The sequence below is a fragment of the Mycobacterium sp. E735 genome, from assembly GCF_001666955.1.
Classification (GTDB): Bacteria; Actinomycetota; Actinomycetes; order Mycobacteriales; family Mycobacteriaceae; genus Mycobacterium.
The window spans coordinates 1-24,411 of the sequence record NZ_LZIX01000271.1 but is presented as its reverse complement, the minus strand read 5'-3'; the positions used below and the strand labels follow the sequence as shown (position 1 = coordinate 24,411).

25 protein-coding genes and 1 pseudogene are annotated in these 24,411 nt (G+C 69.0%); 1 reads left to right on the top strand and 25 read right to left on the bottom strand.

What is annotated here, in order from left to right; genetic code table 11:
• The 23 genes and pseudogenes from A5704_RS22550 to A5704_RS22440 all read right to left on the bottom strand — a co-directional run.
• A partial coding sequence (locus A5704_RS22550; protein WP_231969205.1) for an NADH-quinone oxidoreductase subunit J occupies positions 1-627 on the bottom strand: 627 nt, incomplete at its 3' end.
• Positions 628-632: 5 nt separating this feature from the next.
• Positions 633-1,199: pseudogene (gene nuoI, locus A5704_RS22545) on the bottom strand (NADH-quinone oxidoreductase subunit NuoI); the annotation flags it as partial.
• Complete coding sequence (gene nuoH / locus A5704_RS22540) at positions 1,171-2,433, bottom strand: NADH-quinone oxidoreductase subunit NuoH (protein WP_067784566.1); 1,263 nt, start codon at positions 2,431-2,433, stop codon at positions 1,171-1,173. The gene nuoH and the pseudogene nuoI, both read right to left, overlap by 29 nt.
• A gap of 11 nt (positions 2,434-2,444) precedes the next feature.
• Positions 2,445-4,871, bottom strand: a complete 2,427-nt coding sequence (locus A5704_RS22535; protein ID WP_067891152.1) for an NADH-quinone oxidoreductase subunit G — start codon at positions 4,869-4,871, stop codon at positions 2,445-2,447.
• A 4-nt stretch (positions 4,872-4,875) separates the two neighbouring features.
• Positions 4,876-6,198, bottom strand: a complete 1,323-nt coding sequence (gene nuoF / locus A5704_RS22530) for an NADH-quinone oxidoreductase subunit NuoF (protein ID WP_067891149.1) — start codon at positions 6,196-6,198, stop codon at positions 4,876-4,878.
• Positions 6,195-6,953, bottom strand: a complete 759-nt coding sequence (gene nuoE, locus A5704_RS22525) for an NADH-quinone oxidoreductase subunit NuoE (RefSeq protein ID WP_067757066.1) — start codon at positions 6,951-6,953, stop codon at positions 6,195-6,197. Before nuoE ends, nuoF begins: the two co-directional genes overlap by 4 nt.
• A complete protein-coding gene (gene nuoD, locus A5704_RS22520; RefSeq protein ID WP_067757063.1) occupies positions 6,950-8,281 on the bottom strand; it encodes an NADH dehydrogenase (quinone) subunit D in 1,332 nt (443 codons plus the stop codon). The genes nuoE and nuoD overlap by 4 nt, the downstream gene beginning before the upstream one ends.
• Positions 8,281-9,006 (bottom strand): NADH-quinone oxidoreductase subunit C, encoded by a 726-nt coding sequence (locus tag A5704_RS22515; RefSeq protein WP_067891147.1) that lies wholly within the window; start codon positions 9,004-9,006, stop codon positions 8,281-8,283. Before A5704_RS22515 ends, nuoD begins: the two co-directional genes overlap by 1 nt.
• Positions 9,003-9,557, bottom strand: coding sequence for an NADH-quinone oxidoreductase subunit B family protein (locus A5704_RS22510; protein ID WP_067271408.1), 555 nt, complete (start codon positions 9,555-9,557; stop codon positions 9,003-9,005). Before A5704_RS22510 ends, A5704_RS22515 begins: the two co-directional genes overlap by 4 nt.
• A 7-nt stretch (positions 9,558-9,564) precedes the next feature.
• Positions 9,565-9,942, bottom strand: coding sequence for an NADH-quinone oxidoreductase subunit A (locus tag A5704_RS22505; RefSeq protein WP_067271405.1), 378 nt, complete (start codon positions 9,940-9,942; stop codon positions 9,565-9,567).
• A 261-nt stretch (positions 9,943-10,203) separates the two neighbouring features.
• Complete coding sequence (locus A5704_RS22500; protein WP_067271403.1) at positions 10,204-10,617, bottom strand: response regulator transcription factor; 414 nt, start codon at positions 10,615-10,617, stop codon at positions 10,204-10,206.
• A gap of 30 nt (positions 10,618-10,647) precedes the next feature.
• Entirely contained in the window at positions 10,648-11,184 is a 537-nt protein-coding gene (locus A5704_RS22495) for a YceI family protein (protein WP_067891155.1), read from the bottom strand.
• Positions 11,185-11,216: 32 nt separating this feature from the next.
• Positions 11,217-11,606: a nuclear transport factor 2 family protein gene (locus tag A5704_RS22490; protein ID WP_067757055.1), complete on the bottom strand. Its 390-nt coding sequence runs from the start codon at positions 11,604-11,606 to the stop codon at positions 11,217-11,219.
• 68 nt (positions 11,607-11,674) lie between these two features.
• Positions 11,675-12,013 carry a DUF6285 domain-containing protein gene (locus A5704_RS28915; protein ID WP_067891144.1) on the bottom strand — a complete coding sequence of 113 codons (339 nt, stop codon included), beginning with the start codon at positions 12,011-12,013 and terminating at the stop codon, positions 11,675-11,677.
• Positions 12,013-12,999, bottom strand: a complete 987-nt coding sequence (locus A5704_RS22480; protein ID WP_067891140.1) for a phosphotransferase family protein — start codon at positions 12,997-12,999, stop codon at positions 12,013-12,015. The genes A5704_RS28915 and A5704_RS22480 overlap by 1 nt, the downstream gene beginning before the upstream one ends.
• Positions 12,996-14,231: an acyl-CoA dehydrogenase family protein gene (locus A5704_RS22475; RefSeq protein ID WP_067891137.1), complete on the bottom strand. Its 1,236-nt coding sequence runs from the start codon at positions 14,229-14,231 to the stop codon at positions 12,996-12,998. The genes A5704_RS22480 and A5704_RS22475 overlap by 4 nt, the downstream gene beginning before the upstream one ends.
• Before the next feature lie 10 nt (positions 14,232-14,241).
• Complete coding sequence (locus tag A5704_RS22470) at positions 14,242-14,856, bottom strand: TetR/AcrR family transcriptional regulator (RefSeq protein ID WP_067784553.1); 615 nt, start codon at positions 14,854-14,856, stop codon at positions 14,242-14,244.
• Positions 14,856-15,752, bottom strand: a complete 897-nt coding sequence (locus tag A5704_RS22465) for a hydroxymethylglutaryl-CoA lyase (RefSeq protein ID WP_067784549.1) — start codon at positions 15,750-15,752, stop codon at positions 14,856-14,858. The genes A5704_RS22470 and A5704_RS22465 overlap by 1 nt, the downstream gene beginning before the upstream one ends.
• Positions 15,749-16,954: a CaiB/BaiF CoA-transferase family protein gene (locus A5704_RS22460; RefSeq protein WP_067784546.1), complete on the bottom strand. Its 1,206-nt coding sequence runs from the start codon at positions 16,952-16,954 to the stop codon at positions 15,749-15,751. The genes A5704_RS22465 and A5704_RS22460 overlap by 4 nt, the downstream gene beginning before the upstream one ends.
• Positions 16,951-18,132: a S9 family peptidase gene (locus A5704_RS22455; protein ID WP_067757038.1), complete on the bottom strand. Its 1,182-nt coding sequence runs from the start codon at positions 18,130-18,132 to the stop codon at positions 16,951-16,953. Before A5704_RS22455 ends, A5704_RS22460 begins: the two co-directional genes overlap by 4 nt.
• A 2-nt stretch (positions 18,133-18,134) precedes the next feature.
• Positions 18,135-19,226 (bottom strand): homogentisate 1,2-dioxygenase, encoded by a 1,092-nt coding sequence (locus A5704_RS22450; RefSeq protein WP_067784543.1) that lies wholly within the window; start codon positions 19,224-19,226, stop codon positions 18,135-18,137.
• Positions 19,227-19,388: 162 nt separating this feature from the next.
• Entirely contained in the window at positions 19,389-20,360 is a 972-nt protein-coding gene (locus A5704_RS22445; protein ID WP_067757032.1) for an NADPH:quinone oxidoreductase family protein, read from the bottom strand.
• A 22-nt stretch (positions 20,361-20,382) separates the two neighbouring features.
• Positions 20,383-21,381: an acryloyl-CoA reductase gene (locus tag A5704_RS22440; RefSeq protein ID WP_067757029.1), complete on the bottom strand. Its 999-nt coding sequence runs from the start codon at positions 21,379-21,381 to the stop codon at positions 20,383-20,385.
• A gap of 22 nt (positions 21,382-21,403) precedes the next feature.
• Between A5704_RS22440 and A5704_RS22435 the strand changes: the two genes are divergently transcribed.
• Entirely contained in the window at positions 21,404-22,261 is an 858-nt protein-coding gene (locus A5704_RS22435; RefSeq protein ID WP_067784540.1) for an oxidoreductase, read from the top strand.
• A gap of 77 nt (positions 22,262-22,338) precedes the next feature.
• Here the strand turns inward: A5704_RS22435 and A5704_RS22430 are convergent, their stop codons facing one another.
• Together A5704_RS22430 and A5704_RS22425 are read right to left on the bottom strand one after the other, a co-directional pair.
• Positions 22,339-23,544, bottom strand: coding sequence for an acyl-CoA dehydrogenase family protein (locus A5704_RS22430; protein WP_067784537.1), 1,206 nt, complete (start codon positions 23,542-23,544; stop codon positions 22,339-22,341).
• 32 nt (positions 23,545-23,576) lie between these two features.
• On the bottom strand, positions 23,577-24,411 hold an 835-nt coding region (locus A5704_RS22425; protein ID WP_197508526.1), incomplete at its 5' end, for an acyl-CoA dehydrogenase family protein.

Below are 24,411 nucleotides of genomic sequence, written 5' to 3'. Positions count from 1 at the left end.
GGCACCGCCGCGACCGTCGGCTTCGCGGGCCTGACCACCGCCAACGCCAACGGCAACGTGGAAGGGCTTGCGGCGCTGATCTTCTCGCGGTACGTCTGGGCGTTCGAACTCACCAGCGCGCTGCTGATCACCGCGGCCATCGGCGCGATGGTGCTGGCCCACCGCGAACGCTTCGAGCGCCGCAAGCCCTTCCACGTTGCCGTTGGCGTTGGCGGTGGTCAGGCCCGCGAAGCCGACGGTCGCGGCGGTGCCGATCGCCGCGATCAGCAGAACGCCGAAGCCGATCCCGGCCAGGACCGCGGCGATGCGCTGACCGTGCAGCGTTTCCTTCAGGGATTCCGCGGAGTCCACGCCGATCAGCATCAGCACGAACAAGAACAGCATCATCACCGCGCCGGTGTAGACGACGACCTGGACGACACCCAAGAACAGCGCGTCCTGGATCATGTAGAACACCGCCAGGATGATCATGGTCATCGCCAGGAACATCGCCGAGTACACGGCGTTGACCGCGAGCACCACCCCGATCGCGCCGATCAGCGCGAGCGCGCCCAGCACCCAGAACGCCACCGCTTCACCGGTGGAGGTGCGCACGATGGTGTCGGAAGCCAGGAGCTGGCTTGTCACTCCAGTCACCGGGATTCCCCGGCCTTCTCGGTCTCCTTGAGGCCGTCCGCGGTGACGTTGCCCTGGTAGTAGTCCTTGTCGGTGGCACCGGGCGCGCGCGGGTGCGGCGGCGCGGTCATGTCGGGCAGCAGGGGAGCCAGCAGCCGGTCCTTCTCGTAGATCAGGTCGGCGCGGTTGTCGTCGGCCATCTCGTAGTCGTTGGTCATCGTCAGCGCGCGGGTCGGGCAGGCCTCGATGCACAGGCCGCAGCCGATGCAGCGCAGGTAGTTGATCTGATAGACCCGGCCGTAGCGTTCCCCGGGCGAATACCTGAGCTCCTCGGTGTTGTCCGCGCCCTCGACGTAGATCGCGTCGGCCGGGCAGGCCCACGCGCACAACTCGCACCCGATGCACTTCTCCAGACCGTCCGGGTACCGGTTGAGCTGGTGACGGCCGTGATAGCGCGGCGCCACCGGGCCCGGCTTCTCCGGATACTCCTCGGTGACGTTCTTCTTGAACATCGATCCGAACGTCACGCCGAATCCGGCGACGGCGTCTAGGAACTTAGCCACGTGCTTTCTCCTTGCTCGCGGCCGCCAGGGACTTCATCGGCAGCGGCGGTGTCGGGAATACGGGTGTGGAGGTCTGTCCGGCAGGCAGCTGTTTGGCCTGGCGGCGGAGCTGTCGCTCCAGCGCGCGAATACCCGGCGTGGCGAACGGTTTTCGCAACAACAGCACCAGTGCCGTCGCGAACACGATGCTGCTGACCACCAGCACCGGGGTCCAATGCGCATACCCCTGGTTCTGCATGGTCCGAATCACGGCCGCGATCAACACCCAGACCAGTGAGGCGGGGATCAGCAGCTTCCAGCCCAGCGCCATGAACTGGTCGTAGCGCAGCCGGGGCAGCGAGGCCCGCAGCCAGAAGTAGATGAACAGGAAGGTCCACATCTTGGCGGTGAACCAGAGCACCGGCCACCAGCCGGTGTTGGCGCCCGCCCACATGTTGATCGGCCAGGGCGCGTGCCAGCCTCCGAAGAACAACGCGGTGGCCAGCGACGACACCGTCATCATGTTGACGTACTCGGCGAGCATGAACATCGCGAACTTCAGCGACGAATACTCGGTGTGGAAGCCGGCGACCAGTTCGCCCTCGGCCTCGGGCAAATCGAATGGGGCCCGGTTGGTTTCACCGACCATCGAGATCAGGTAGATCACGAACGACGGCAGCAGCAGGAACACGTACCAGACCCGGTCCTGTGCGGCGACGATCTCCGACGTGGACATCGAACCGGCGTAGAGGAACACCGCCGCGAACGACAGCCCCATCGCCACCTCGTAGGAGATGACCTGGGCGGTGGAGCGCACGCCGCCCAGCAGCGGGTAGGTGGACCCGGATGCCCAGCCGCCGAGCACGATGCCGTACACCCCGATGGCCGACAGCCCGAGAATGAACAGCACCGCGACCGGCAGGTCGGTCAGCTGAAGCGGGGTGCGGTGGCCGAACACCGACACCACCGGGCCGAAGGGGATGAACGCGAACGCGGTGAACGCCGGGATCGTCGAGATGACCGGAGCCGCGAAGTAGACGAACTTGTCGACACCGCCTGGGGTGATGGTTTCCTTGAGCGCCAACTTGATTCCGTCGGCGAGGCTTTGCAGCGCGCCCCACGGTCCCGCCCGGTTGGGACCGGGCCGCAGCTGCATCCAGCCCAAGATCTTGCGTTCCAGCAGGATCGCGACCAGCACGTTGAGCATGAGGAACACGAAGATGGCCAGCGCCTTGCCCAGCACCAGCCACCAGGTGTCGTGCCCGAATGCGGACAAGGAGCTCGTCGTCATGATCCCACTCCGATTTTCACTGTGCTGCCCAGGCTTACGCCCAGCTGCCGGTGCACGGCGCAACCCGGCGAGTTCAGCGGAAGCCACACCACCCGGTCGGGCATGTCGGTGATGATCAGCGGCAGGCTGATCGATCCGCGCGGCGTGCTGACGGTCACCGCGTCGCCGTCGGCGGCGCCGATTTCGGCGGCCGTGTCTGCCGACAGCCGAACCGCGGGTTTGCGTGCGGTGCCGGCCAAATGCGGCTCGCCGTCTTGCATCCGGCCGTTGTCGAGCAGCATCCGCCAGCCGGTGAGCACGGCTTCACCCGCACCGGGCTGGGCGGGCTGCGGGGTCGCGACGGACGGGCCGGACGCCCAGCCGCCGTCCCAGGTGCCCAGCCCGGCCAGTTCCGTGCGGGCCGCTTCGGCGGTCGACAGGCCGAGATAGACGCCCATCTCCTCGGCCAGCGCGTCGAGTACTTGGTGGTCGGACTGGCTGGCCTGCGCGATGGTGCCGCGCAGCGCGGGTTCGAAGGGGCGGTAGCGGCCCTCCCAGTTGACGAAGGCGCCGGCCTTCTGCGTCGTCGGCGCGACCGGGAACACCACGTCGGCGCGCTCGGTCACCGCGCTGGCCCGCAGCTCCAGGCTGACCACGAAGCCCGCGGAGTCCAGCGCGGCCAGCACGGCTCGGGGATCGGCGAAGTCGTCGGGTTCGACGCCGCCGACCAGCAGGGCGCCCAGCGTCCCGTCGGCGGCGCCGGCGAGGATGCCCTCGACGTCCCGCCCACCGGCGGAAGGCAATTCGGAGACGTGCCACGCCGCCGCGATCTGTGCGCGGGCGGCCTCGTCGTCAAGCGGGCGGCCGCCGGGCAGCAGGGTGGGCAGCGCGCCGGCCTCCAGCGCGCCGCGCTCGCCGGCCCGCCGCGGCACCCACGCCAGCCGGGCCCCGGTGGCGTCGGCGAGCCGGGCGGCGGCAGACAGCCCGCCGGGCACCGTGGCCAGCCGTTCCCCGACCATGATGACCGCGCCCGGGGAGGAGAGCAGGTCGCCCACCTCGCCGGTGCCCAGCGCGTCCAGCGCCGCGGCCTCGCCCCCCGGAGCGGTCTTGATCAGCCGGCCCGACATCTTCACCAGCGCCCGCGTGGCGAACGGCGCGATCGCGTACACCGGCAGCCCGCGCTTGCGGGCGGCCTTGCGCAGTCGCAGGAACACGATCGGGGACTCGTCCTCGGGCTCGAAGCCGACGAGCACCACCACCGGCGCGGATTCCAGATCGGAATAGCTGACATTGCGCCGGCCGGCGATGTGTGCCGCCAGGAAGCCGGCCTCCTCGGCCGAGCTGGGGCGGGCGCGGAAGTCGATGTCGTTGCTGTCCAGCACGATTCGGGCGAACTTCGAGTAGGCGTAGGCGTCCTCCAGCGTCGCCCGGCCGCCGACCAGCACGCCCGTGCGCCCGCGGGCCGCCTCGAGGCCCCGGATCGCCGTGGCCATCGCGTGCGACCACGACGCGGGCACCAGCGCGCCGTCCGCATCACGGATCAGGGGAGTGGTGATGACGTCCGGCTGGGTCGCGTAGGTGAACGCCCACCGGCCCTTGTCGCAGTTCCACTCCTCGTTGACCTCGGGGTCGTCGCCGGCCAGGCGGCGCAGCACCTTGCCGCGCCGGTGGTCGGTGCGCTGGGCGCACCCGGACGCGCAGTGCTCGCACACGCTGGGGCTGGACACCAGGTCGAACGGGCGGGCGCGGAAGCGGTAGGCCGTTCCGGTCAGCGCGCCGACCGGGCAGATCTGCACCGTGTTGCCCGAGAAGTACGAGTCGAACGGCTCGTTGGCGTAGATGCCGACCTGCTGCAGGGCGCCCCGCTCCTGCATGTCGATGAAGGGGTCGCCGGCGATCTGCTCGGAGAATCGGGTGCAGCGGGCGCACAGGATGCAGCGCTCGCGATCCAGCAGCACCTGGGCGGAGATGTTGATCGGCTTGGCGAACGTGCGCTTGACGTCGGTGAAGCGAGAATCGGTGCGGCCGTTGGACATCGCCTGGTTCTGCAGCGGGCACTCGCCGCCCTTGTCGCACATCGGGCAATCGAGCGGGTGGTTGATGAGCAGCAGCTCCATCACCCCGTGCTGGGCCTTGTCGGCGGCCTCGGAGGTGAGCTGCGTGCGCACCACCATGTCGTCGGTGGCGACCGTCGTGCACGACGCCATCGGCTTGCGCTGCCCCTCGACCTCGACCAGGCACTGCCGGCAGGCACCGACGGGCTCGAGCAGCGGGTGGTCGCAGAACCGCGGGATCTGGACGCCCATCAATTCGGCCGCTCGGATCACCAAAGTGCCCTTGGGCACGCTGATTTCGTTGCCGTCGATGGTCAGCGTCACCATGTCCGGCGGACGCTCGGGGCCGTCCTTGGGGTCGCCGGTCTCGGTTTTGGCGGCACTGGTCAAAGTGTCAAGCCTTTCCGTTCAGCATGGAGTCTCTGGGGTCGAACGGGCAGCCACCGCCTTCGACGTGGGCCACGTATTCGTCGCGAAAGAACTCGATCGACGACATCACCGGGCTGGCGGCGCCATCGCCCAACGCGCAGAACGACTTCCCCAGGATGGTGTCGGAGATGTCCAACAGCTTGTCGATGTCCTCGCTGGTGCCCGTACCGGTTTCAAGCCGCTCGTAGATCTGGTCCAGCCAGAAGGTCCCCTCCCGGCAAGGGGTGCACTTCCCGCACGATTCGTGCTTGTAGAAGTACGTCCAGCGGCGCACGGCGCGCACCACGCAGGTGGTCTCGTCGAAGATCTCCAGCGCCTTGGTGCCCAGCATCGAGCCGACCCCGCCCACGCCCTCGTAGTCCAGCGGCACGTCGAGGTGCTCGTCGGTGAGCAGCGGGGTGGACGATCCGCCGGGGGTCCAGAACTTGAGTCGGTGCCCGGCCCGCACTCCGCCGGCGTAGGCGAGCAATTCGCGCAGCGTGATGCCCAGCGGCGCCTCGTACTGGCCGGGCCGAGCGACGTGCCCGCTCAGCGAATACAGCGTGAAGCCGGGCGATTTCTCGCTGCCCATGGACCGGAACCAGTCGACGCCGTTGAGGATGATCGAGGGCACGCTGGCGATCGTCTCGACGTTGTTGATCACCGTGGGGCAGCCGTAGAGGCCCGCCACCGCGGGGAACGGCGGGCGCAGCCTGGGCTGGCCGCGCCGGCCCTCCAGGGAATCGAGCAGCGCGGTCTCCTCGCCGCAGATGTAGGCGCCGGCGCCGGCGTGCACCACCAGCTCGAGGTCGAACCCCGAACCGTTGATGTCGCGGCCCAGGTATCCGGCGGCGTAGGCCTCGGCCACCGCGTTCTGCAGGCGGCGCAGCACCGGCAGCACCTCGCCGCGCACGTAGATGAAGGCGTGGCTGGCCCGGATCGCGTAGGCGGCGATGATCACACCCTCGACCAGTACGTGCGGCGTCGCCAGCATCAACGGAATGTCTTTGCACGTACCGGGTTCGGACTCGTCGGCGTTGACCACCAGGTAGTGCGGCTTGGCGGCCGCGCCGGTGTCGCCCTGCGGGATGAACGACCACTTGGTGCCGGTCGAGAAGCCGGCGCCGCCGCGGCCGCGCAGCCCGGAGTCCTTGACGGTGGCGATGACGTCGTCGGGCGCCATGGCCAGCGCCTTCTTCATCGCCTCGTAGCCGTCGTGCCGGCGGTAGGTCTCCAGGGTCCAGGACTCCGGGTCGTCCCAGAAGCGGCTGATGACCGGGGTGAGCGGCGTGGCCTGAGAGGTCGTCATGACGGGCTCCCCGGGGGAGTGGGCGCCTGCATGCCGTGTTCCTGCGCCACTTTCAGCCCGGCCAGGGTGGCCTCGCCCGCCCCGCCCTGGCCCTGGTCCGGGCGCTCGTCGGGCAGGCCGGCCAGGATGCGCGACGTCTCGCGGAAGGCGCACAGCGGGGCGCCCCGCGTCGGCGGCTTGGGCTCACCGGAGCGCAACGAGTCGACGAGTTCGCGTGCCGAGTCGCACGTCTGGTTGTCGAAGAACTCCCAGTTGACCATCACCACCGGCGCGTAATCGCAGGCGGCGTTGCACTCGATGTGCTGCAGGGTGACCGAGCCGTCGGGGGTGGTCTCGTCGTTGCCGATGCCCAGATGTTCCTTCAGCGCGTCGAATATCGCGTCGCCGCCCATGATGGCGCACAGCGTGTTGGTGCAGACACCGACGAGGTAGTCACCCGTGGGCCCGCGGCGGTACATGGTGTAGAAGCTCGCCACCGCCGACACCTCGGCGCCGGTCAGTCCCAGCTGCTCCCCGCAGAACTCCAGACCGGCCGGGGTCAGGTAGGAGTCCTCGGCCTGCACCAGGTGCAGCAACGGCAGCAGCGCCGAGCGCTTGTTGGGGTAGCGGCCGACGATCTCCTTGGCGTCGACTTCCAGCCGTGCCCGCACCTCCGGCGAATACGACTGCGGCGCACCCTCGGTGACGAACGCGTTGGGCTCCTCCGGCGGCGGTCCGAGCCGGAGGAAGACCGGCTGTCCCTGCGGGCCGGTCACCGGTCCACCCCGCCCATGACCGGGTCGATGCTGGCGACCGCGGTGATCAAATCGGCCACCATGCCGCCCTCGCACATCGCGGCGACCGACTGCAGGTTGGTGAACGAGGGGTCGCGGTAGTGCACCCGGTAGGGGCGGGTGCCGCCGTCGCTGACCATGTGCACGCCGAGTTCGCCGCGCGGCGACTCCACCGCGGTGTAGACCTGGCCGGCGGGAACGCGGATGCCCTCGGTGACCAATTTGAAGTGGTGGATCAACGCCTCCATCGAGCTGCCCATGATCTTGGCGATGTGCTCCGGTGAGTTCCCCATGCCGTCGGGGCCCACCTTCAAGTCGGCCGGCCAGGCGATCTTGCGGTCCTCGATCATGGTCGGGCCCGGCTTCAACTTGTCCAGACACTGCTCGATGATCTTGATCGACTCCCACATCTCGTTGACGCGAATCATGTAGCGCCCGTAAGCATCACACGTGTCGGCGGTCATCACGTCGAATTCATAGTTTTCATATCCGCAGTACGGTTCGCTCTTGCGCAGGTCGTGCGGCAACCCGGTGGCCCGCAGGATCGGCCCGGTGATGCCCAGCGCCATGCACCCGGTCAGGTCCAGGTAGCCGATGTCCTGGGTGCGCGCCTTCCAGATGGCGTTTTCGTTGAGTAGGCCGCCCATTTCGCGCAGCACCTGGCGCAGCGGCTTGAGGGCCTCGGCGACGTCGGACTCCGCACCCGGCGGCAGGTCCTGTGCCACGCCGCCCGGCCGGATGTAGGCGCTGTTCATCCGCAATCCGGAGATCTTCTCGAACAGGGTCAGCACGATCTCGCGGCCGCGGAAGCCGACGAACATCGGCGTCATGGCGCCCAGCTCCATGCCGCCGGTGGCCAATGCGACCAGATGCGAGGAGATCCGGTTGAGCTCCATCATCATCACCCGGATGACGTTGACCCGCTCCGGAATCTGATCGGTGATGCCGAGCAGCTTCTCCACGCCCAGGCAGTACGCGGTCTCGTTGAAAAACGGTGACAGATAATCCATTCGGGTCACGAAGGTGACGCCCTGGGTCCAGTAGCGGTATTCCAGGTTCTTCTCGATGCCGGTGTGCAGGTAGCCGATTCCGCAGCGGACGTCGGTGACCGTCTCGCCCTCGATCTCCAGGATCAGCCGCAGCACGCCGTGGGTGGACGGGTGCTGGGGTCCCATGTTGACGACGATCCGCTCGCCGGGGTCGGCGTTGCGAGCGGCGTCGACGATCTGGTCCCAGTCCTGGCCGCCGGCGACCAGCACGGTTTCACCGGCGCCGCCTCCGCCGTTGGTCGAGTCAGTGACTGTGCTCATCAGTTGTACGCTCTCCGCTCGTCGGGCGGGGGTATCTGCGCGCCCTTGTATTCCACCGGGATGCCGCCGAGGGGATAGTCCTTGCGCTGCGGATGGCCATGCCAGTCGTCGGGCATCTCGATGCGGGTGAGCGACGGGTGTCCGTCGAAGACGATGCCGAAGAAGTCGTAGGTCTCGCGCTCGTGCCAGTCCGTCGTCGGATAGACGCCGAACAGCGAGGGGATGTGCGGATCCTCGTCCGGCGCAGCCACTTCCAGCCGGACGCGGCGGTTGTGCGTGATCGACTGGAGCGGATACACCGCGTGCAGTTCGCGGCCCGCCTCGTGGGGATAGTGCACCCCGCTCACGCCCAGGCACATCTCGAAACGCAGCTCCGGTTCGTCGCGAAGGCGCTGGGCCACCTGGGGAAGCGCCTCGCGGCGCACGTGCAGGGTCAGCTCGTCGCGGTACACCACGACTTTCTCTATCGCGTCGGAGAATTCGACGTCGGCCGCCTGCAGAGCGTCGGCCAGCCGGTCCACCACGTCGTCGAAATAGCCCCCGTATGGGCGGGGAGAGCTGCCGGGCAGCACGACCTCCCGCACCAGCCGCCCGTACCCGGTGGTGTCACCGCTACCGGTGATGCCGAACATGCCGCGGCGAACGTTGATGACCTCACCGTCGGCACGGGGCACGCCGGCCCCTTCGGTCGCCGCTTGCTTCGGGTCGTGGTCGGGCGAGCTCATCGCAGCAGCCCGCGCATCTCGATGGTGGGCCGAGCCGACAGCGCGGCCTGCTCGGCCTCGGCGATGGCGGTTTCCCGGTTGACGCCCAGCGGCATCTCCTGAATCTTCTCGTGCAGCTTCAGGATTGCGTACAGCAGCATCTCGGGCCGCGGCGGGCAGCCGGGCAGGTAGATGTCGACCGGCACGATGTGGTCGACGCCCTGCACGATCGCGTAGTTGTTGAACATGCCCCCGGACGACGCGCACACGCCCATGGCCAGCACCCATTTCGGCTCTGCCATCTGGTCGTAGATCTGGCGCAGCACCGGCGCCATCTTCTGGCTCACCCGCCCGGCCACGATCATCAGGTCGGCCTGCCGCGGCGTCGCCGAGAACCGTTCCATGCCGAACCGCGCGATGTCGAATCTTGGCCCGGCGGTTGCCATCATCTCGATGGCGCAGCAGGCCAACCCGAACGTCGCCGGCCACAACGAGTTCTTGCGTACATAGCCGGCCACCTTCTCGACCGTCGACAGCAGAATCCCACCGGGCAGCTGTTCTTCGAGACCCACGTCTACCTCAATCCCACGTCAGGCCGCCGCGGCGCCACACATAGGCGTACGCCACGAAAACCGTGAGCATGAACACCACCATCTCGACCAACGCGAACGTTCCCAGCGCGTCGTAACTGACCGCCCAGGGATACAAGAACACGATCTCGATGTCGAAGACGATAAAAAGCATTGCGGTCAGGTAATACTTCACCGGGAACCGCTGGCCGCTCGCCGCGTGCGGGCCGCTGACCGGGCTGTCGGTCGGCTCGATGCCGCATTCGTACGGGGCCATCTTCGACTTGTTGTAGCGCGACGGGCCGGCCAGGCTCGCGATCACCACCGATCCGACGGCGAAGGCCGCGGCTATCGCACCGAGTACCAGGATGGGTATGTAGACGTTCAACTCGCTCCAAGATCTCCTCGTACGGGCCGCCGGTGCGGCGGCCGGGCGGGGGGCCGGGCTGCTGTGACGCGCCCGGGCCGCGGGTGGTCACAGTGACCTCCACAACATAGCGTCGCGAAGGCAGGTGTGCTTTGTCGGGGTGGGGGTATCCGGGAAAGTTTTGCGTCACCGCAACCTGGCGGTCGGGCGCCGTGCGCGAACGACACGCGGATGCGGGCGCGGTGAGACGCTAACGGCGCAGGTGAGGCGCCTTGCGCGGGTCTATCGGGTGGGCGTGCGGAGCAGCCCGAGGACCGTGCGGCCGAGCACGATGGGATCGATGGGGTGCGGCACCGCGGCTTCGGCCCGCGACCAGTTCGCCAGCCAGGCGTCGTCCCGGCGGCCGGTGAGCACCAGGATCGGCGGGCACGTCGCCAGTTCGTCTTTGAGTTGTTTGGCGATTCCCATGCCGCCGGTCGGCGTGGCTTCGCCGTCCAGGATGGCCAAGTCGATGCCGCCCTCGTCCATCTGCCGGACCACCATCGGGGCGGTCGCCACCTCGAGGTAGGTCAGCTCGGGCAGGTCCGGATGCAGATGCTTGCCCAGCGCCCGGATCACTTGCTCGCGGGTTTCGGCGTTGTCGCTGTAGACCAGGATCCGCAGGGCGACGCTGGATTCGGGACTGGAGTCGGACACGCTGCAGATGCTACTGGTGCCGCGCCGGATTCACTGGGCAGCCCGCACGAAGACGGCGTCCGCCGCTGCCGTCGCGGTCGAGGCGATCATGCCGAGGCGGTTCCAGCCCAGGTCGAACTGGGTGCGATCCACCTTGGCTTCCCCCGCGATCCGGATCGAGCCGTCGTCGAGCTCGGTGATCGTGGCGGACAGCGGCAGCGGCGCGGTCACGCCCTTGATGGTGAAGGCGGCCCGGAGGTCGGCGGACTTGCCCTTGGTCGGCTGCACCGCGGTGACGACGACGCTGATCTCACCGAAGCGCTCGACGTCGAAGAAATCGGCCGAGCGCAGGTGCTTGTCGCGACGCCCGATGCCGGTGTCCAGGGAGGCGGCGCGGATGTCGAGGCGGCCGAAGACCGCCCCCGTGCCCGTCAGTTGGCCGTCTCCGCTGAACTCGGTGAAGCGGCCCTTGACCCGCACCAGACCCCACATGTTCCTGATCTTGAAAGTGATGGTCGAGCGGTTCGGGACGAGGTTCCACACGCCGGCCAGGTCGGGATCGTTGAGAAGTGTTTCCAAAGTCGTCATCGTCACCCCCATCTGTCGTGGCGAATCTAACGTCAGCCGAGCAACGGCGCGATATCTGCGGGGTCGAAGTACTCGTCGATCCGGTCCAGCCGGCCGTCGCCGCCCACCCTGATCACGATGCAGACCCGCATCGAGATCGATTGTCCGGCATGACCGGTGGCGTGCAGGACGTGTTGTTGGACGAAGCCGCCCTCGAAGAATCGCCGGTCCAGGATTTCATAGCGGCGCTCCGTCGTCGCGGTGATGAACCAGTCGATGACGCGCAGCGCGCGAGCCTTGCCGTCGTCGCCGCGCGCGCCGACTCGCCAGACCGCGATGTCATCGCTCCACATCCCGTCGACCGCCGCGTAGTCGCCCTTCTCGATCGCCGTGAACAGGCGGTCGGCCGCGTCGGCCACGATCTCCACACTCGCACCGGCCATGGCGACTGCTCCTATCTCGATGGCCCGGCTCCTTCGCGCGCCGCTGCACGGCCCGCGTCGTCGCCCGGCTATTCGGTGTCGTATCCGGGGTGCGCCACCGCCACCCGGCGGCGCACCAAGGTGCGCAGGCACGCGGTGACCTCGCGGGCCCGCCCGTCCACCTCGCCGGCCCGTATCGCGGCGGCCAGCTCTCCCTCGTCGGCGAATCCCAGGTCGGCCAGCGCGGCGCGGGATTCGCTGTCGCTCTCGTCGAGAAGCTCGCGCTCGACGATCCGCAGCGCGTTGGCGGCCACCCGCGCGTGGAAGTTCACCTGCCCGGTGGTGGCCGCCCGCACGTCGGTCTCGAGGAACTCGGCCACCGCGGCCACCAGCTCGGCCGCGAGCGGGCGGCCGTACGCGCCGATCATCAGGCGGCCCCTTCCAGCAGGTCGAGCAGGTCCCACTCGGTCTCGCACACGCGGCGACCGATCGCGGCGAGCTCCACCGAGCGGAACTGGCCGCTCAGGTGCCGCTCGGCCTGGTAGCGGCAGATGACGCCCCAGCGCAGGGTGGCCAGCACGAGCCACCAGTGGAACGCCGCCCGGTCGACGCTGGTCCCGCCGGCTTGCTCGTAGTCCCGCAAGAAGCTCTCGATGCTGCCGAGGCCGCCGGCGCCGAGGCTGGCCGGGGCGCCGAAGCGCCAGGCCCGGATGCAGAACCAGGCCAGGTCGTCGTAGGGGTCGCCGCGGTGCACCAATTCCCAGTCGAGGACGGCGGCGAGGCGGGCCCCGTCGACGATGAGGTTGCCCATCCGGTAGTCGCCGTGCACCAGCACGTCGGCCGATGACTCCGGTCGGCGCGCCTCGAGCCAGCGGAACGCCCATTCGAAAGTGGCCGTGGTGTCACCCATCGCGTCGAGCCGCTCGCGCCACTGCGCGAGCGGATCCTCGCGGGCCAGGCCGGGGATGCCCGGGTCGGCGCGGTGGATCGCCGCCAGGGCCTGTGCGCATTGCCGCAGCAGCCCGGCGCGGGCCGCTTGCCCGCCGGCCTCGTCGAGTTGGCGCTGGATGCGCCGGACGATCGTCTCACCCTCGATCGCGTCGCAGATCAGGAACGGATTGCCCAGGGCGGCAGGCGAATCGTCAGCGAGGAGGACGTGGGGGACCGGCGCGCCTGTGGCAGCGGCGGCGGCCTGGGCGCGTGCTTCCAGCTCCATGCCGGCGTGCACGTCGTCGGGCGCGCCCGTGCGCAGGATCAGCGCGTGGCGTCGCTCGCCGGCGACGGCGTTGAACGCCCACGTCGAGCGGCTGGCGCCCCCGGTCAGCGCGCGCAGGTTCTCCACGGCGACGTCGGCGCCGAGGACCGGCGCCAGCGCCGCGGCGATCTGGGTGGCCAGCTCCTCGGTCGACGTCACTTGCCAAACTTAAACAGCCGCTGGGCCACCCGGCGAATCTGGATCTCCTCGGCTCCCTCGGTGATCCGGTAGCGACGGTGGTGGCGGTAGATGTGTTCGAACGGCTCGTGCCGGCTGTAGCCCAGGCCGCCGAAGATCTGCATGGCCCGGTCGGCGGCGTCGCAGACCAGTCGGTTGGCCCGGTAGTTGGCCATCGACACCTTGTCCGAGACCTCCATGTGGTGGTCGCGGTCCAGGTGCCAGGCGGCGTAGTGGACGAGCAGCCGCACCATCTGGGCCTCGGTCTGCAACTCGGCCAGCGGCCATTGCACGGCCTGGTTGACCGACAGCGGCTTGCCGAACACCGTCCGCGTGCCGGCGTATTCGGCGGCGCGGTCGATGCAGTACTGGGCCGCGCCCAGGCTGCTCGCCGCCTGCCGAATCCTGTTCTCGTGCAAGAAGGTCTGCGCGACCTCCAGGCCGCGGTCCACCTCGCCGAGCACCGCGTCGGCCGGCACCCGGACGTCGGTCAGCGCCACCTCGCCGTGATCGGTCGGCATGTTGAACGTCCACCAGTAGTAGGGCACGTCGAACCCGGGCGCGTCCGTCGGCACCAGGAACGCGGTGATGCCCCGCGCCTGGCCGGCCTCACCGGAGGTGCGGGCGAAGACCAGGTCGTGAGTCGCGCGGTGGACGCCGGTGTTGAACCGCTTGGAGCCGTTGATGATCCAGCCGTCACCGTCGGTTTGGGCGCGGGTCTCCAGCCAGGTGGCGTCCGAGCCGTGCTGCGGCTCGGTGAGCCCGAACGCCATGGAACGTTCCCCCGTGATCAGGGCCTCGGACCATCCCCGCCGTTGTTCGTCGGTGCCGAACCGCTCCATCATGATCACCTGCGGGAAGTTCCCGACGATCGAGGATTCGTTCTGCAGATCGTTGTGCAGGCCAAGACCCTTGTGCGCCAGGTGTTCCCGGATGACGGCCATGTCGACGTTGGTGCCGTCCCGGCCGCCCAGCGACGACGGTAGCCCGTAGCGCAGCCAGCCCGCCTTGTCGGCTCGCCGGCGCATCTCGGCGAGCAGGTCCTCCCACTCGCGCGTCGGAATGCCGTCGTTGTCCCAGTCGGTGCGGGCGTGTTCGCGGCGCTTGTCGAAGTACTGGATGTGCTCGCGCTCCAAGGGTTTGATCTCGGCCTCGATGAACTCGTCCATCTCGGCGAGCAGACCCGGAAGGTGTTCGGGGAGTGTGAAGTCCACAGGTTTCTCCTTACGTGCCGTAAAGCGTTTTCTTCCAGATCGTCGACAGGGTGGCGATGGCGTCCTCATCGCTGATCTTGATGCCCAGGTTGGAGGGGCCGACGAAGACGGTGGTGAAGTTCTCGAACAGCAGGGCGATGGCCGCCGCGGTGTGTTGCGGGTCGAGCTCGGTTCCGTAGCCCTGGTCCTGGGCGCGGCGGACGGAGGCGGCGACGATGTCCATGCCGAAGCGGCGGAACTCGTTCTGGACGGTCGCGAAGCGCCGCTGGGTGGCGGCGAGCTGGGCCACGGCGATCATGATGCCGATGTTTTGTTTGAACATGTTCCAGTAGCCGGTGACCACCGCGGTGAAGAACGCGTCGTCGTCGGGCGATTCGGGAAGCTCGACGCTCAACCCCGACGGTGTGACGACGTCATGCAGGAACGACTCGGCCAGCGCGGCGAGCAGGTCCTCCTTGTCGGCGAAATACCGGTAGAACACCGCGGGCGAGCGGCCCGCCGCCGACGTGATGTCGGCCAGCGTGGTGCCGTGAAAGCCCCGTTCGGCGAACAGCTTCCGGGCGGCCTGCTCGATGGCCTGCCTGGTTTGGCGGCCCTTGGCGGTCAGCGCGTCCGGGGCGGGCATTAGGTCCGGATCCGGTCGCCGGCGCGCAGCAGGGCGCTCGGCAGGTCGTGGCCCACAGCCGATTTGGCGACTTCGGCGGCGGCGATGGCGGCCTGCAGGTCGACGTCCACGCCGATGCCGCTGTCGGACAGCAGGTACACCAGGTCCTCGGTGGCGATGTTGCCGGTGGCGCCGGGCGCGAACGGGCAGCCGCCCAGCCCGCCGACCGAGGCGTCCAGCCGGGTCACCCCGGAGCCGACCGCCGCGTACGCGCTGGCCAGCCCGGAGCCGCGGGTGTTGTGGAAATGGCCGCCAAGCGGCAGGTCGCCGATCACCGGACGCAGTTGCGCGATCAGCGAACTCACGCGCCCCGGCGTGGCGGTGCCGATGGTGTCGGCGATCGACAGGCGGTCGGCGCCCCGGCCGCGGGCGGCCGCGGCGATCTCGAGCACGCGCTCGGGCGGGGTGGGGCCCTCGAACGGTGAGTCCCACGCGGTGGCGATGACGACCTCGACGGTGACGCCGGCGCCGTGCGCGATCGCGACGATCTCGTCGATCGCCTCGGTGGCCTGCGCGCTGGTGCGGCCGACGTTGGCCTTGCTGAACGTGTCGTCGGCGGCCACCACGTACTCGATCGAGCGCAGGCCCGCGGCCACCGCCCGCTTGGCCCCGTTGGGACTGGCCACCAAGGCGGAGAACTCGATGTCGGGGTAGTCGTGCAGGTGGGCTGCGAGCTCGGCGGCGTCGGCCATCGACGGCACTTTCGTCGGCGAGACGAACGCCGTGACCTCCACCTCGCGGACCCCGGTGGCCGCGATCGCGGCCAGCAGTTCCAGCTTGGCCGACAACGGGATCGGCGCCTCGATCTGCAGACCGTCGCGCAGCGCCACCTCGCGGATGGCCACGTGCTGGTTCACAGCACCTCCTCGGCGCGCAGCTCCGCGAGCTCCTCGGCGGTCCTGCCCAGCAGCCCGACGTAGACGTCGTCGTTGTGCTGGCCCGGCCGCGCCGGCCCGGCGTTGCGCACGCGGCCCGGGGATTCGGAGAGCACCGGCACGATGCCCGGCCCGAGAACGTTGCGCCCGATCCGTTCATCGAAGTGCTCGACCAGCATGCCGCGGGCCCGCAGCTGCGGGTCGTTGACCACCTCCGCGACCGTGTTGATCGGACCGGCGATCACCCCCGCGGCACTGAGGGTTTCGATGATGTCAGCGGGCCGGCGTTCCGCGGCCCACGCGCCGATGATCTCGTCGAGCTCGTCCTGGTTGCGGCCGCGCGCGCCGTGGGTGGCGAACCGGTCGTCGATGGCCAGCTCCGGGCGGCCCATCGCCTTGCACAGCCGGGCGAAGACGGTGTCCTGGTTGGCGGCGATCACCACCCACGAGCCGTCGGCGCTGCGGTAGATGTTGGACGGCGCGATGCCGTCGAGCCGGGTGCCCGACGGCCCGCGCACCACGCCGGCGAGGTCGTAGTCGGGGATGGTGGATTCCTGTACGGCCAAACAGGATTCGGTCAACGCGACATCGACCACCTGGCCGCGCCCGGTGATGCCGCGGCGGTACAGCGCGGCCACCGCGCCCTGGGCGCCGAACATGCCGGCCAGGGTGTCACCGAGCGAGAGCGCGAGCCTGGGCGGCGGGCCGCCGGGGAAACCGTTGAGGTGGCGCAGGCCGCTCGCCGCCTCGGCGACCGAGGCGTAGCCCGCCTTGTGCGCGTCGGGTCCCGTCTGCCCGTAGCCCGACACCCGGACAAGGATGATGCCCGGGTTGCGGGCGCTGAGCACGTCGTAACCCAGGTCCCATTTCTCCAGCGTGCCCGGGCGGAAGTTCTCCACGACGACGTCGGACTTCGCGACCAGCTCCAGGAACAGTTCGCGGCCGCGGGGCTTGCGCAGGTCGAGGGTGATGGCTCTCTTGTTGCGCGCGTGCACCGTCCAGAAGACGTGCTCCCCGTCGGCCTCGGCCTGGCCCCAGGTGCGCAGCGGGTCCGGGGCGCCGGGGGGTTCCACCTTGATGACGTCGGCGCCCATGTCGCCCAGCAACCGTCCGGCGAACGGGCCCGCGATCAGCGTGCCCAGCTCGAGCACCCGGACGCCGTCCAGCGGCCCGGTGGGCGTCACTGCGCCCCCGCGAAGTCGTGCCGGACCAGCCAGTCGGTGACGAGATCGACGGCCGCGCGCAGCTTGTCGCGCTGGTCGGGGCCCGCGTAATAGTGGGTGGCGCCGGGGATTTCGTGCATCTCCTTGTCCTGGTGCCCGATCGCGTTGAACAGCCGCCTGGTGTGGCTGGGCGTGCAGGCGTCGTCGGCCAGATTACCGATGACCAGCGCCGGGACCGCGATGTCGGGCCCGCAGGCCACCCCGTCGCCGCGGGCGTCGTCGTAACTCCATTGCGAGAGCCAGCCGCGCAGCGTGGAGAAGCGGGCCAATCCGACCGGGCTCATGTTCACCACCTGAGGATCCCCCAGGTAGCAGGTTCCCGGGACGCGTTCGTTGGGATCGACGGTCGGGTCCAGCCAGCGCGGGTCGGCCATGGTGCCATGCACGACGAAGCAGAACTCGTCTTGCTCGCGGCCGGCCGCCTTCAGCTCGGCGAGCTTGTCCTTGACCCACGCGGTGATGCGCCGGTTCCGCATCACCTGTGCGTTGCGGTACCGGGCCAGGAACTCCTGGCTGTAGGGCGGCTGGTTCGGGTTGTCCGGGTTGTACAGGTCCAGCTCGGGATCGCGCTTGGTCGGATCGGATTCGTCGAGGATCGACGCGTCCAGCCATTCGGTCAGCGTGCCATGCCGGCTGATGTGCGCGGCCAGCAGCATGATGCCGTCGGCGGCCGGCAGCTCCAGGGCGGTCAGGTCGGGGCCGTCGCCCGACGGGCTCGACGTGATGGTGGGGTGCTGGGCCTGCTGCTGGTAGAACATCGACAGCGAGCCACCGCCACTCCACCCGGCCAGCACCACCTTGGTGTAGCCCAGCCGCTTCTTCGCGTCCTTGATGCACTCGCCGAGATCCTCGACCACCTTCTCCATCAGGAGCGCCGAGTCGGTGCCGCGGAACCGGCTGTTGCAGTAGATGACATGGTGGCCGGCCCGGGCCAGCGCGTTGATCATCGGCAGGTAGGCGCCGCCGCCGATCGGGTGCATGAACACCAGCACGGTGTCCGACGGCTTGTCTTTCGGCTTGAGCAGGTAGCTCTCCAGCACGGTGATCTCGGCCAGGCCGCCGTACACGTCGCGGACGCCGGAATCGTTCTGGAACGCAATGAGATAGGGGATTCGCTCGTATTCGTGGCGGGTCGTCATGGTCAGTGTTGTCCTAGGTCGTGCGCCAGCACCTCGGCCGACGGGGTCAGTCGCCGGCGGGTGTCGACGGCGATCACTTGCCAATCGACGCGGGAGTACTCGTCGAACTTGCGGCGCGCCCGTTCCCGCGCCTTCTCCGGTGCGCCGTGGTGAACGCCTTGCGGCGCATGGGAAATCAGGCCCGGCGGCATCGGGATGCCGTAGAGCGAGCCGCCGTGGAAGAAGGCGATCTCGTCGTAGTCGACGTTGCGGTGGTACCACGGCGTGCGCTCGGTGCCGGCCACGCCTTCGGCGGGCTTGGGCAGGAAGTTCATCACGTAGACGCCGGTGGCCTGCATGAAGAGGTGCACGGTCGGCGGCAGGTGCACGCTGTCGGAGGTGACCACGTTGTAGTCGTCGATGTTGAAGGTGAACGCGAAGTTGTCGCCGCGCCAACCTTCGACGTCGAGCGGATGGTGTTGGTAGAACAGGGTCGTCGGGCCGCCCTCGTGCATGAGCCGCACCTCGTATTCCTCGCGCCCGTCATCGTCGATGGGCGCCGGGTCGGGGATCGTGGCCTGCGACGGGTCGAACGGGAAGTGCCGGCCCAGCGGCCCGGGCGGCGGCACCCGGAACTCGTCGGTCGCCTCGACCATGAGCAGCGTCGTCTCCTCGTCGGGCACCTGGCGCCAGGTGCACGCCTTCGGCAGGTAGAGCCAGTCGCCCCCTCGGTAGCGCAGCGGCCCGAACTCGGTTTCGACCAGGCCGGCGCCCCGGTGTACGAAGCACAGCAGGTCGCCGTCGACATGGCGGACGAAGAACGGCATCGGTTCGTGGCGACGGCTCAACAGGATTCGGCAGTCGGCGTTGCTGAACATGAGCAGCGGACCGCCGTTGGCGTCGGTGGCGTCGGCGGGCTTGAGCTGTTCCGCGAGCACGTCGACGGGGCGCAGCGGACCGACCGACCGGTAGGCGGTGGGGTCGTGGCGGCGGTACAGGTTCGCGGTGCGGCCGGTGAATCCGTCCCGCCCCAGCTCGTCGTCCTTGAGCCCGTCGAGGTCGGCGTGCAGGCGTCGCGGCGTCTTGCCTTTTCGCATGTGGACGAAGGATTCCATGGCTGACCCCCGGGGGCTCGCTGGGACAAAACTGAAAGTGACATTACTTTTTGTTTCTGGCCGGCACAAGGGCCCGGCCCTCCGCGAGACATAATCCATTGCGACCCGACACGGCGTGTCTTCGCTGACGTTTATGTGTCGCCGATCGACCGGCACATCGCGTCAGTCGCGGACGCGCACCACGACCTTGCCCTTGGCGGTGCGGTTCTCCAGCGACGCGACCGCGGCGGCGGCCTCGTCCAGGGGGTAGACCTCGGGGGTGGGGGCGGCCAGCTCGCCCGAGCTGAGCAGCTTCTCGAGGCCGGCCCATTGCTCGGCGAGCGCGTTCGGATGCGTCGCCGTCCAGGCGCCCCAGCCCACGCCGACCACGTCAATATTGTTGAGCAGCAACCGGTTCACCTTCACCGTCGGGATATCCCCGCCGGTGAAGCCGACGACGAGCAGCCGTCCGCCGGGGGCGAGCGAGCGCAACGAGTCGGTGAAGCGGTCGCCGCCGACCGGGTCGAGTATTACGTCGACGCCGCGACCGCCGGTGAGCTCCTTGACGGCATCCTTGAACCCGTCGGCCAACACCACGTCGGTGGCCCCGGCGGCCGTCGCGACGTTCGCCTTCTCTTCCGTGCTGACCACCGCGATGGTGCGCGACGCCCCGAGCAGCGACGCCAGCCGCAGCGTCGACGTCCCGATGCCGCCGGCGGCGCCGTGCACCAGCACCGTCTCGCCCTGGGCCAGCCGGCCCCGCACCGTCAGCGCGAAGTACACCGTCAGGTCGTTGAACAGCAGGCCGGCGCCCGCCTCGAAGCTCACGTTGTCGGGAAGTTTGAACACCCGGTCGGGTTGCAGGATCGCGACTTCGGCCATGCCGCCGGACAGCATCGTCAGCCCGACGACCCGGTCCCCGGCCCGCACGTGCGCGCCGTCCGGCGCCGAGCGGACCACGCCGGCGATCTCGGCGCCCAGCACGAACGGCGGCTCGGGGCGGTACTGGTAGAGGCCCCGGGTGAGCAGCGCGTCGGGGAAGGCGGCACCGGCCGCGTGCACCTCGACGACGACACCGTCACCCGATGGTTCGTCGATCTCCGCCACCTCGATCGCGTCCGGACCGTCCAGCCGAGTCACCCGCGCAGCACGCATGGTCGGACAGCCTACTGCCGACTCAAAAACCGCCGGCGACCCGCACCACCGCCCGCCCGGTGAACTTGCCGGCACGCACCTGATCCAGCACATCGACGACGTCCTTGATGTCGACGTCGCTGGTGAGCAAGTCGAGGTGACGCGGCCGCAACGAATCACCCAGCAGCGCCCACAGTTTGCGGCGCCGGCCGATCGGCATCTGCACCGAATCCATGCCCAGCAGCGCCACGCCGCGCAGGATGAACGGCATCACCGTGGTGCGCAACGCCGGCCCGCCGGTCAGGCCACTACAGGCCACCGCCCCGCCGTAGTCGACGGCGCTGAGCACGTCCGCCAGCGTCGCGCCGCCGACGCAGTCCACCGCGGCCGCCCACCGCGCCTTGGCCAACGGCCGCGGTTTGGCGTCGGGATCCTCGGGCAGTCGGCCGATAACCTCCGCGGCGCCAAGCTCTTTCAGCAGCCCGGCGGCACCCTCTTTGCCGGTCGAGGCCACCACCCGGTAGCCCGCGGCGGCCAACAGGTCCACACTGACCGAGCCCACGCCGCCGGAGGCGCCCGTGACGACCACTGAGCCGGCGCCGGGTTCGATGCCCCAGTCGATCAGCGCTTGCACGCTCATGGCGGCGGTGAAGCCGGCTGTCCCGATCGCCGCGCCCTCGTGCGGGCTCAGCGCGCCGAGCGCGACGACCTGGTCGGCCGGCAGTCGCACGTATTCGGCGTAGCCGCCGTGGTGGCCGGTGCCGATCTGGTATCCGTGCGCCAGCACCTGCTCGCCGACGGTGAAGTCCGCCGAACCGGATTCGACGACCTCGCCGGTCAGGTCGATGCCGGGCACGACGGGGTAGCTGCGCACCACGCCGCCGCCCGGGGTCAGCGCCAGCGCGTCCTTGTAGTTGACGCTCGAATAGAGCACCCGGATCGTCACCTCACCGGGTGGGAGGTCGGAGCGGCTCAAAGTCTCGACCGAGGCGGTTATCCGGTCACCATCTTCGCGGGCGACGAGCGCTTGAAACGTGTCCATGCACCGACGCTAACCTCACCGTATGGATTCCTTTCCACTCGGTCGCTTTTCGGTCTCCCGGGTGGGCTTCGGCGCGATGCAGTTGCCGGGGCCCAACGTCTTCGGCCCGCCGCGGGACCGCGACGAGGCGCTCGCCGTGCTGCGCCGGGCCGTCGAACTCGGCGTCGACCACATCGACACCGCCCAGTTCTACGGTCCCGACGTCGCCAACGAGCTCATCCGCGAGGCGCTGCATCCCTATCCGGAGAACTTGGCGCTGGTGAGCAAGGTCGGCGGCCGGCGCGACGACAGCGGCGCCTGGTTACCGGTCGACGAGCCGGCCGACTTGCGCCGCGACATCGAGACCAACCTGCGCACGCTCGGCGCCGACCAATTGGCCGCGGTCAACCTGCGCGTGTTCGAAAGCGACGGGCCGGATCAGCTTTTCGACGACCAGCTGTCGGTGATGATCGAAGCCCGCGACGCGGGACTGATCGGGGGGATCGGGTTGAGCAACGTCAACCGCGATCACCTGCTGCGCGCCTTGGAGCGCACCGAAGTCGCCTGTGTGCAAAACGCATTCAACCTCGTCGACCGCGGATCGGCGCCCGTGCTCGAGGAGTGCACGACACGCGGCATCGCGTTCGTTCCGTTCTTCCCGCTGGGGGCCGCCTTCATCCGGCCCAACCCGGTGCTCACCCACCGAGTGGTCGTCGAGACCGCCGACCGGCTCGGGCACACGCCCGCGCAGGTCGCGCTGGCGTGGACGCTGGGCGTGGCGCCCAACGTGCTGCTGATCCCGGGCACCTCGTCGGTGCGCCACCTCGAGGAGAACCTCGACGTCGCCTCCATCGAGCTGGACGACGAGGTCCGCGAGCAGCTGGACGCGATCGGCGCCTAAGTTTCGCCGAACGTGCACTCAGGGCGAAGAAATCGCCGAATTTCCGCCATGGTTGCACGTTCGGCGCAGACCGGTCGCTATTTGAGCTCGGCCGACGACAGGCCCAGCAAGCGGCGGGCGACCACCAACTGCTGGATCTGCTGAGTGCCCTCGAAGATGTCGAGGATCTTGGAGTCGCGCGCCCACTTCTCCAGCATCGATTGCTCGGAATAGCCTGCGGTGCCGGCCAATTCGACAGTCTTGAGGGTGACGTCGCTGGCCATGCGGCCGGCCTTGGCCTTGCTCATCGACGCCTCTTTGGAGTTCGGGATCTTGTTGTCGGCCTGCCACGCCGCGCGCAGCGCGAGCAGGTAGGCGGCCTCCCAGTCGGCCTCCATCCGCAGGAACTCGGCCGCCGCGGCGCTCTGGGCGTGCGAGGGCTTGTCGTAGGAGATCTCCACGCCGGCCTCGGTCAGGATCTTGCGGATCTCCTCCAGGGCGGCGCGGCCGACCCCGATGGCCATGGCGGCCACGATGGGCCTGGTGTTGTCGAAGGTCTCCATCACGCCGGAAAAGCCCTTGCCCACTTCGATTTCCGGGTTGCCGAGCAGGTTCTCCTTCGGGATCCGGACGTTGTCGAATCGGATCGCCGCGGTGTCGGAGCCCTTGATGCCGAGTTTGCGTTCGAGCCGCTCGACGGTCACGCCCGGGTGCTCGCGCGGCACGATGAACGACTTGATGGCCGCGCGCCCCTGCGACTTGTCCAGCGTCGCCCACACCACGATGTGGGTGGCGCGCGAACCGGCTGTGACGTAGATCTTTTCGCCGTTGATCACGTACTCGTCGCCGTCCAGCTTGGCCGTGGTCGACACCGCCGCGGAGTCGGAGCCGAAGCCCGGCTCGGTGATGGCCATCGCCGCCCACACCTTGCCCAGGCGTTCCAACTGTTCCTCGGTGGCCACCGCGGAGATGGCCGCGTTGCCCAGGCCCTGGTAGGGGACCGACAACATCATCGCGACGTCGCCCCAGCAGGCCTCCAGGGTCTGCAGCAGGGCCGCCATGTTCGCGCCGTTGTGGTTTTGGTCCCTGTCCTTGTTCTCGTCGCCCAGGTTGTCGGCCCCGGCGAACTCGATGGATTCCGAGGCGCCCGCGAACAGGTTGTACAGGGTGTCGAGTTCGACCGGGTAGGCGTGTTCGGCCAGGTCGTACTTGCGGGCGATCGGCCGCATCAGTTCCGCGGCGCCCTGATGCGTCTTGACGGCCACCGCCTGCAGTTTGCGGGGCAGTTCGAGATTGATTGCCATGATTGGTCTTTCGGCTCGAGTTGAATGACGACTTAGATGACGACGACGCCCTCGGCCACGCCGATGGCCCGCAGGTCGCGGTACCAGCGCTCGACCGGGTGTTCCTTCGTGAAGCCGTGGCCGCCGAGCAGCTGCACGCCGTCCAGGCCGATCTGCATGCCCTTGTCGGCGCCCAACCGCTTGGCCAGTGCCGCCTCGCGGATGAAGGGCAGGCCCTGCTCGGCGCGGGCGGCGCCCCGCCAGGTGATCAGCCGCAGGCCGTCCAGCTCGATCGCGATGTTGGCGCACATGAACGCGACGGCCTGACGGTGGGCGATCGGCTCGCCGAACGCTTCGCGCTCCTTCACGTAGGGCACCACGTAGTCGAGGACCGCATGCGAGGTGCCGACCGCCAGTGCCGCCCAGCCCAGCCGGGACAGCGCGAGAGCCTCCGAGTAGTCGTCGTCGGTGGCTTCGTCCTCACCGAGGCGCGCATTCAGCGGCACCGAGACGCCCGAGAGCTCCACGTGACCCAGGGCCGCCGCGCGGATGCCCATGCTCGGATCCGCCTTGACGGTAAGGCCTTTCGTCGACGACTCGACGATGAACAAGGCCGGCTTGCCGTCCAGCTGGGCGCCGACGATGAACAGCTCGGCGTCGGCCGCCGCCGGAACCAACGACTTCACGCCGTCGAGGCGGTAGCCGCTCGGTGTGCGCACCGCGGTGGTCTTCAGCTGGGTGGGGTCGAACAGCGGTTGCGGCTCGGCGATGGCGACGCAGGCCTGCGGAACGTTCTCGCCCGCGAACTCGTGCAGATACGTGGCCTGCTGGTCCGCGCTGCCGATTCTGGCCCCGGGCGGTGTGGCCGCGGCGCTCACGCACTGGGGC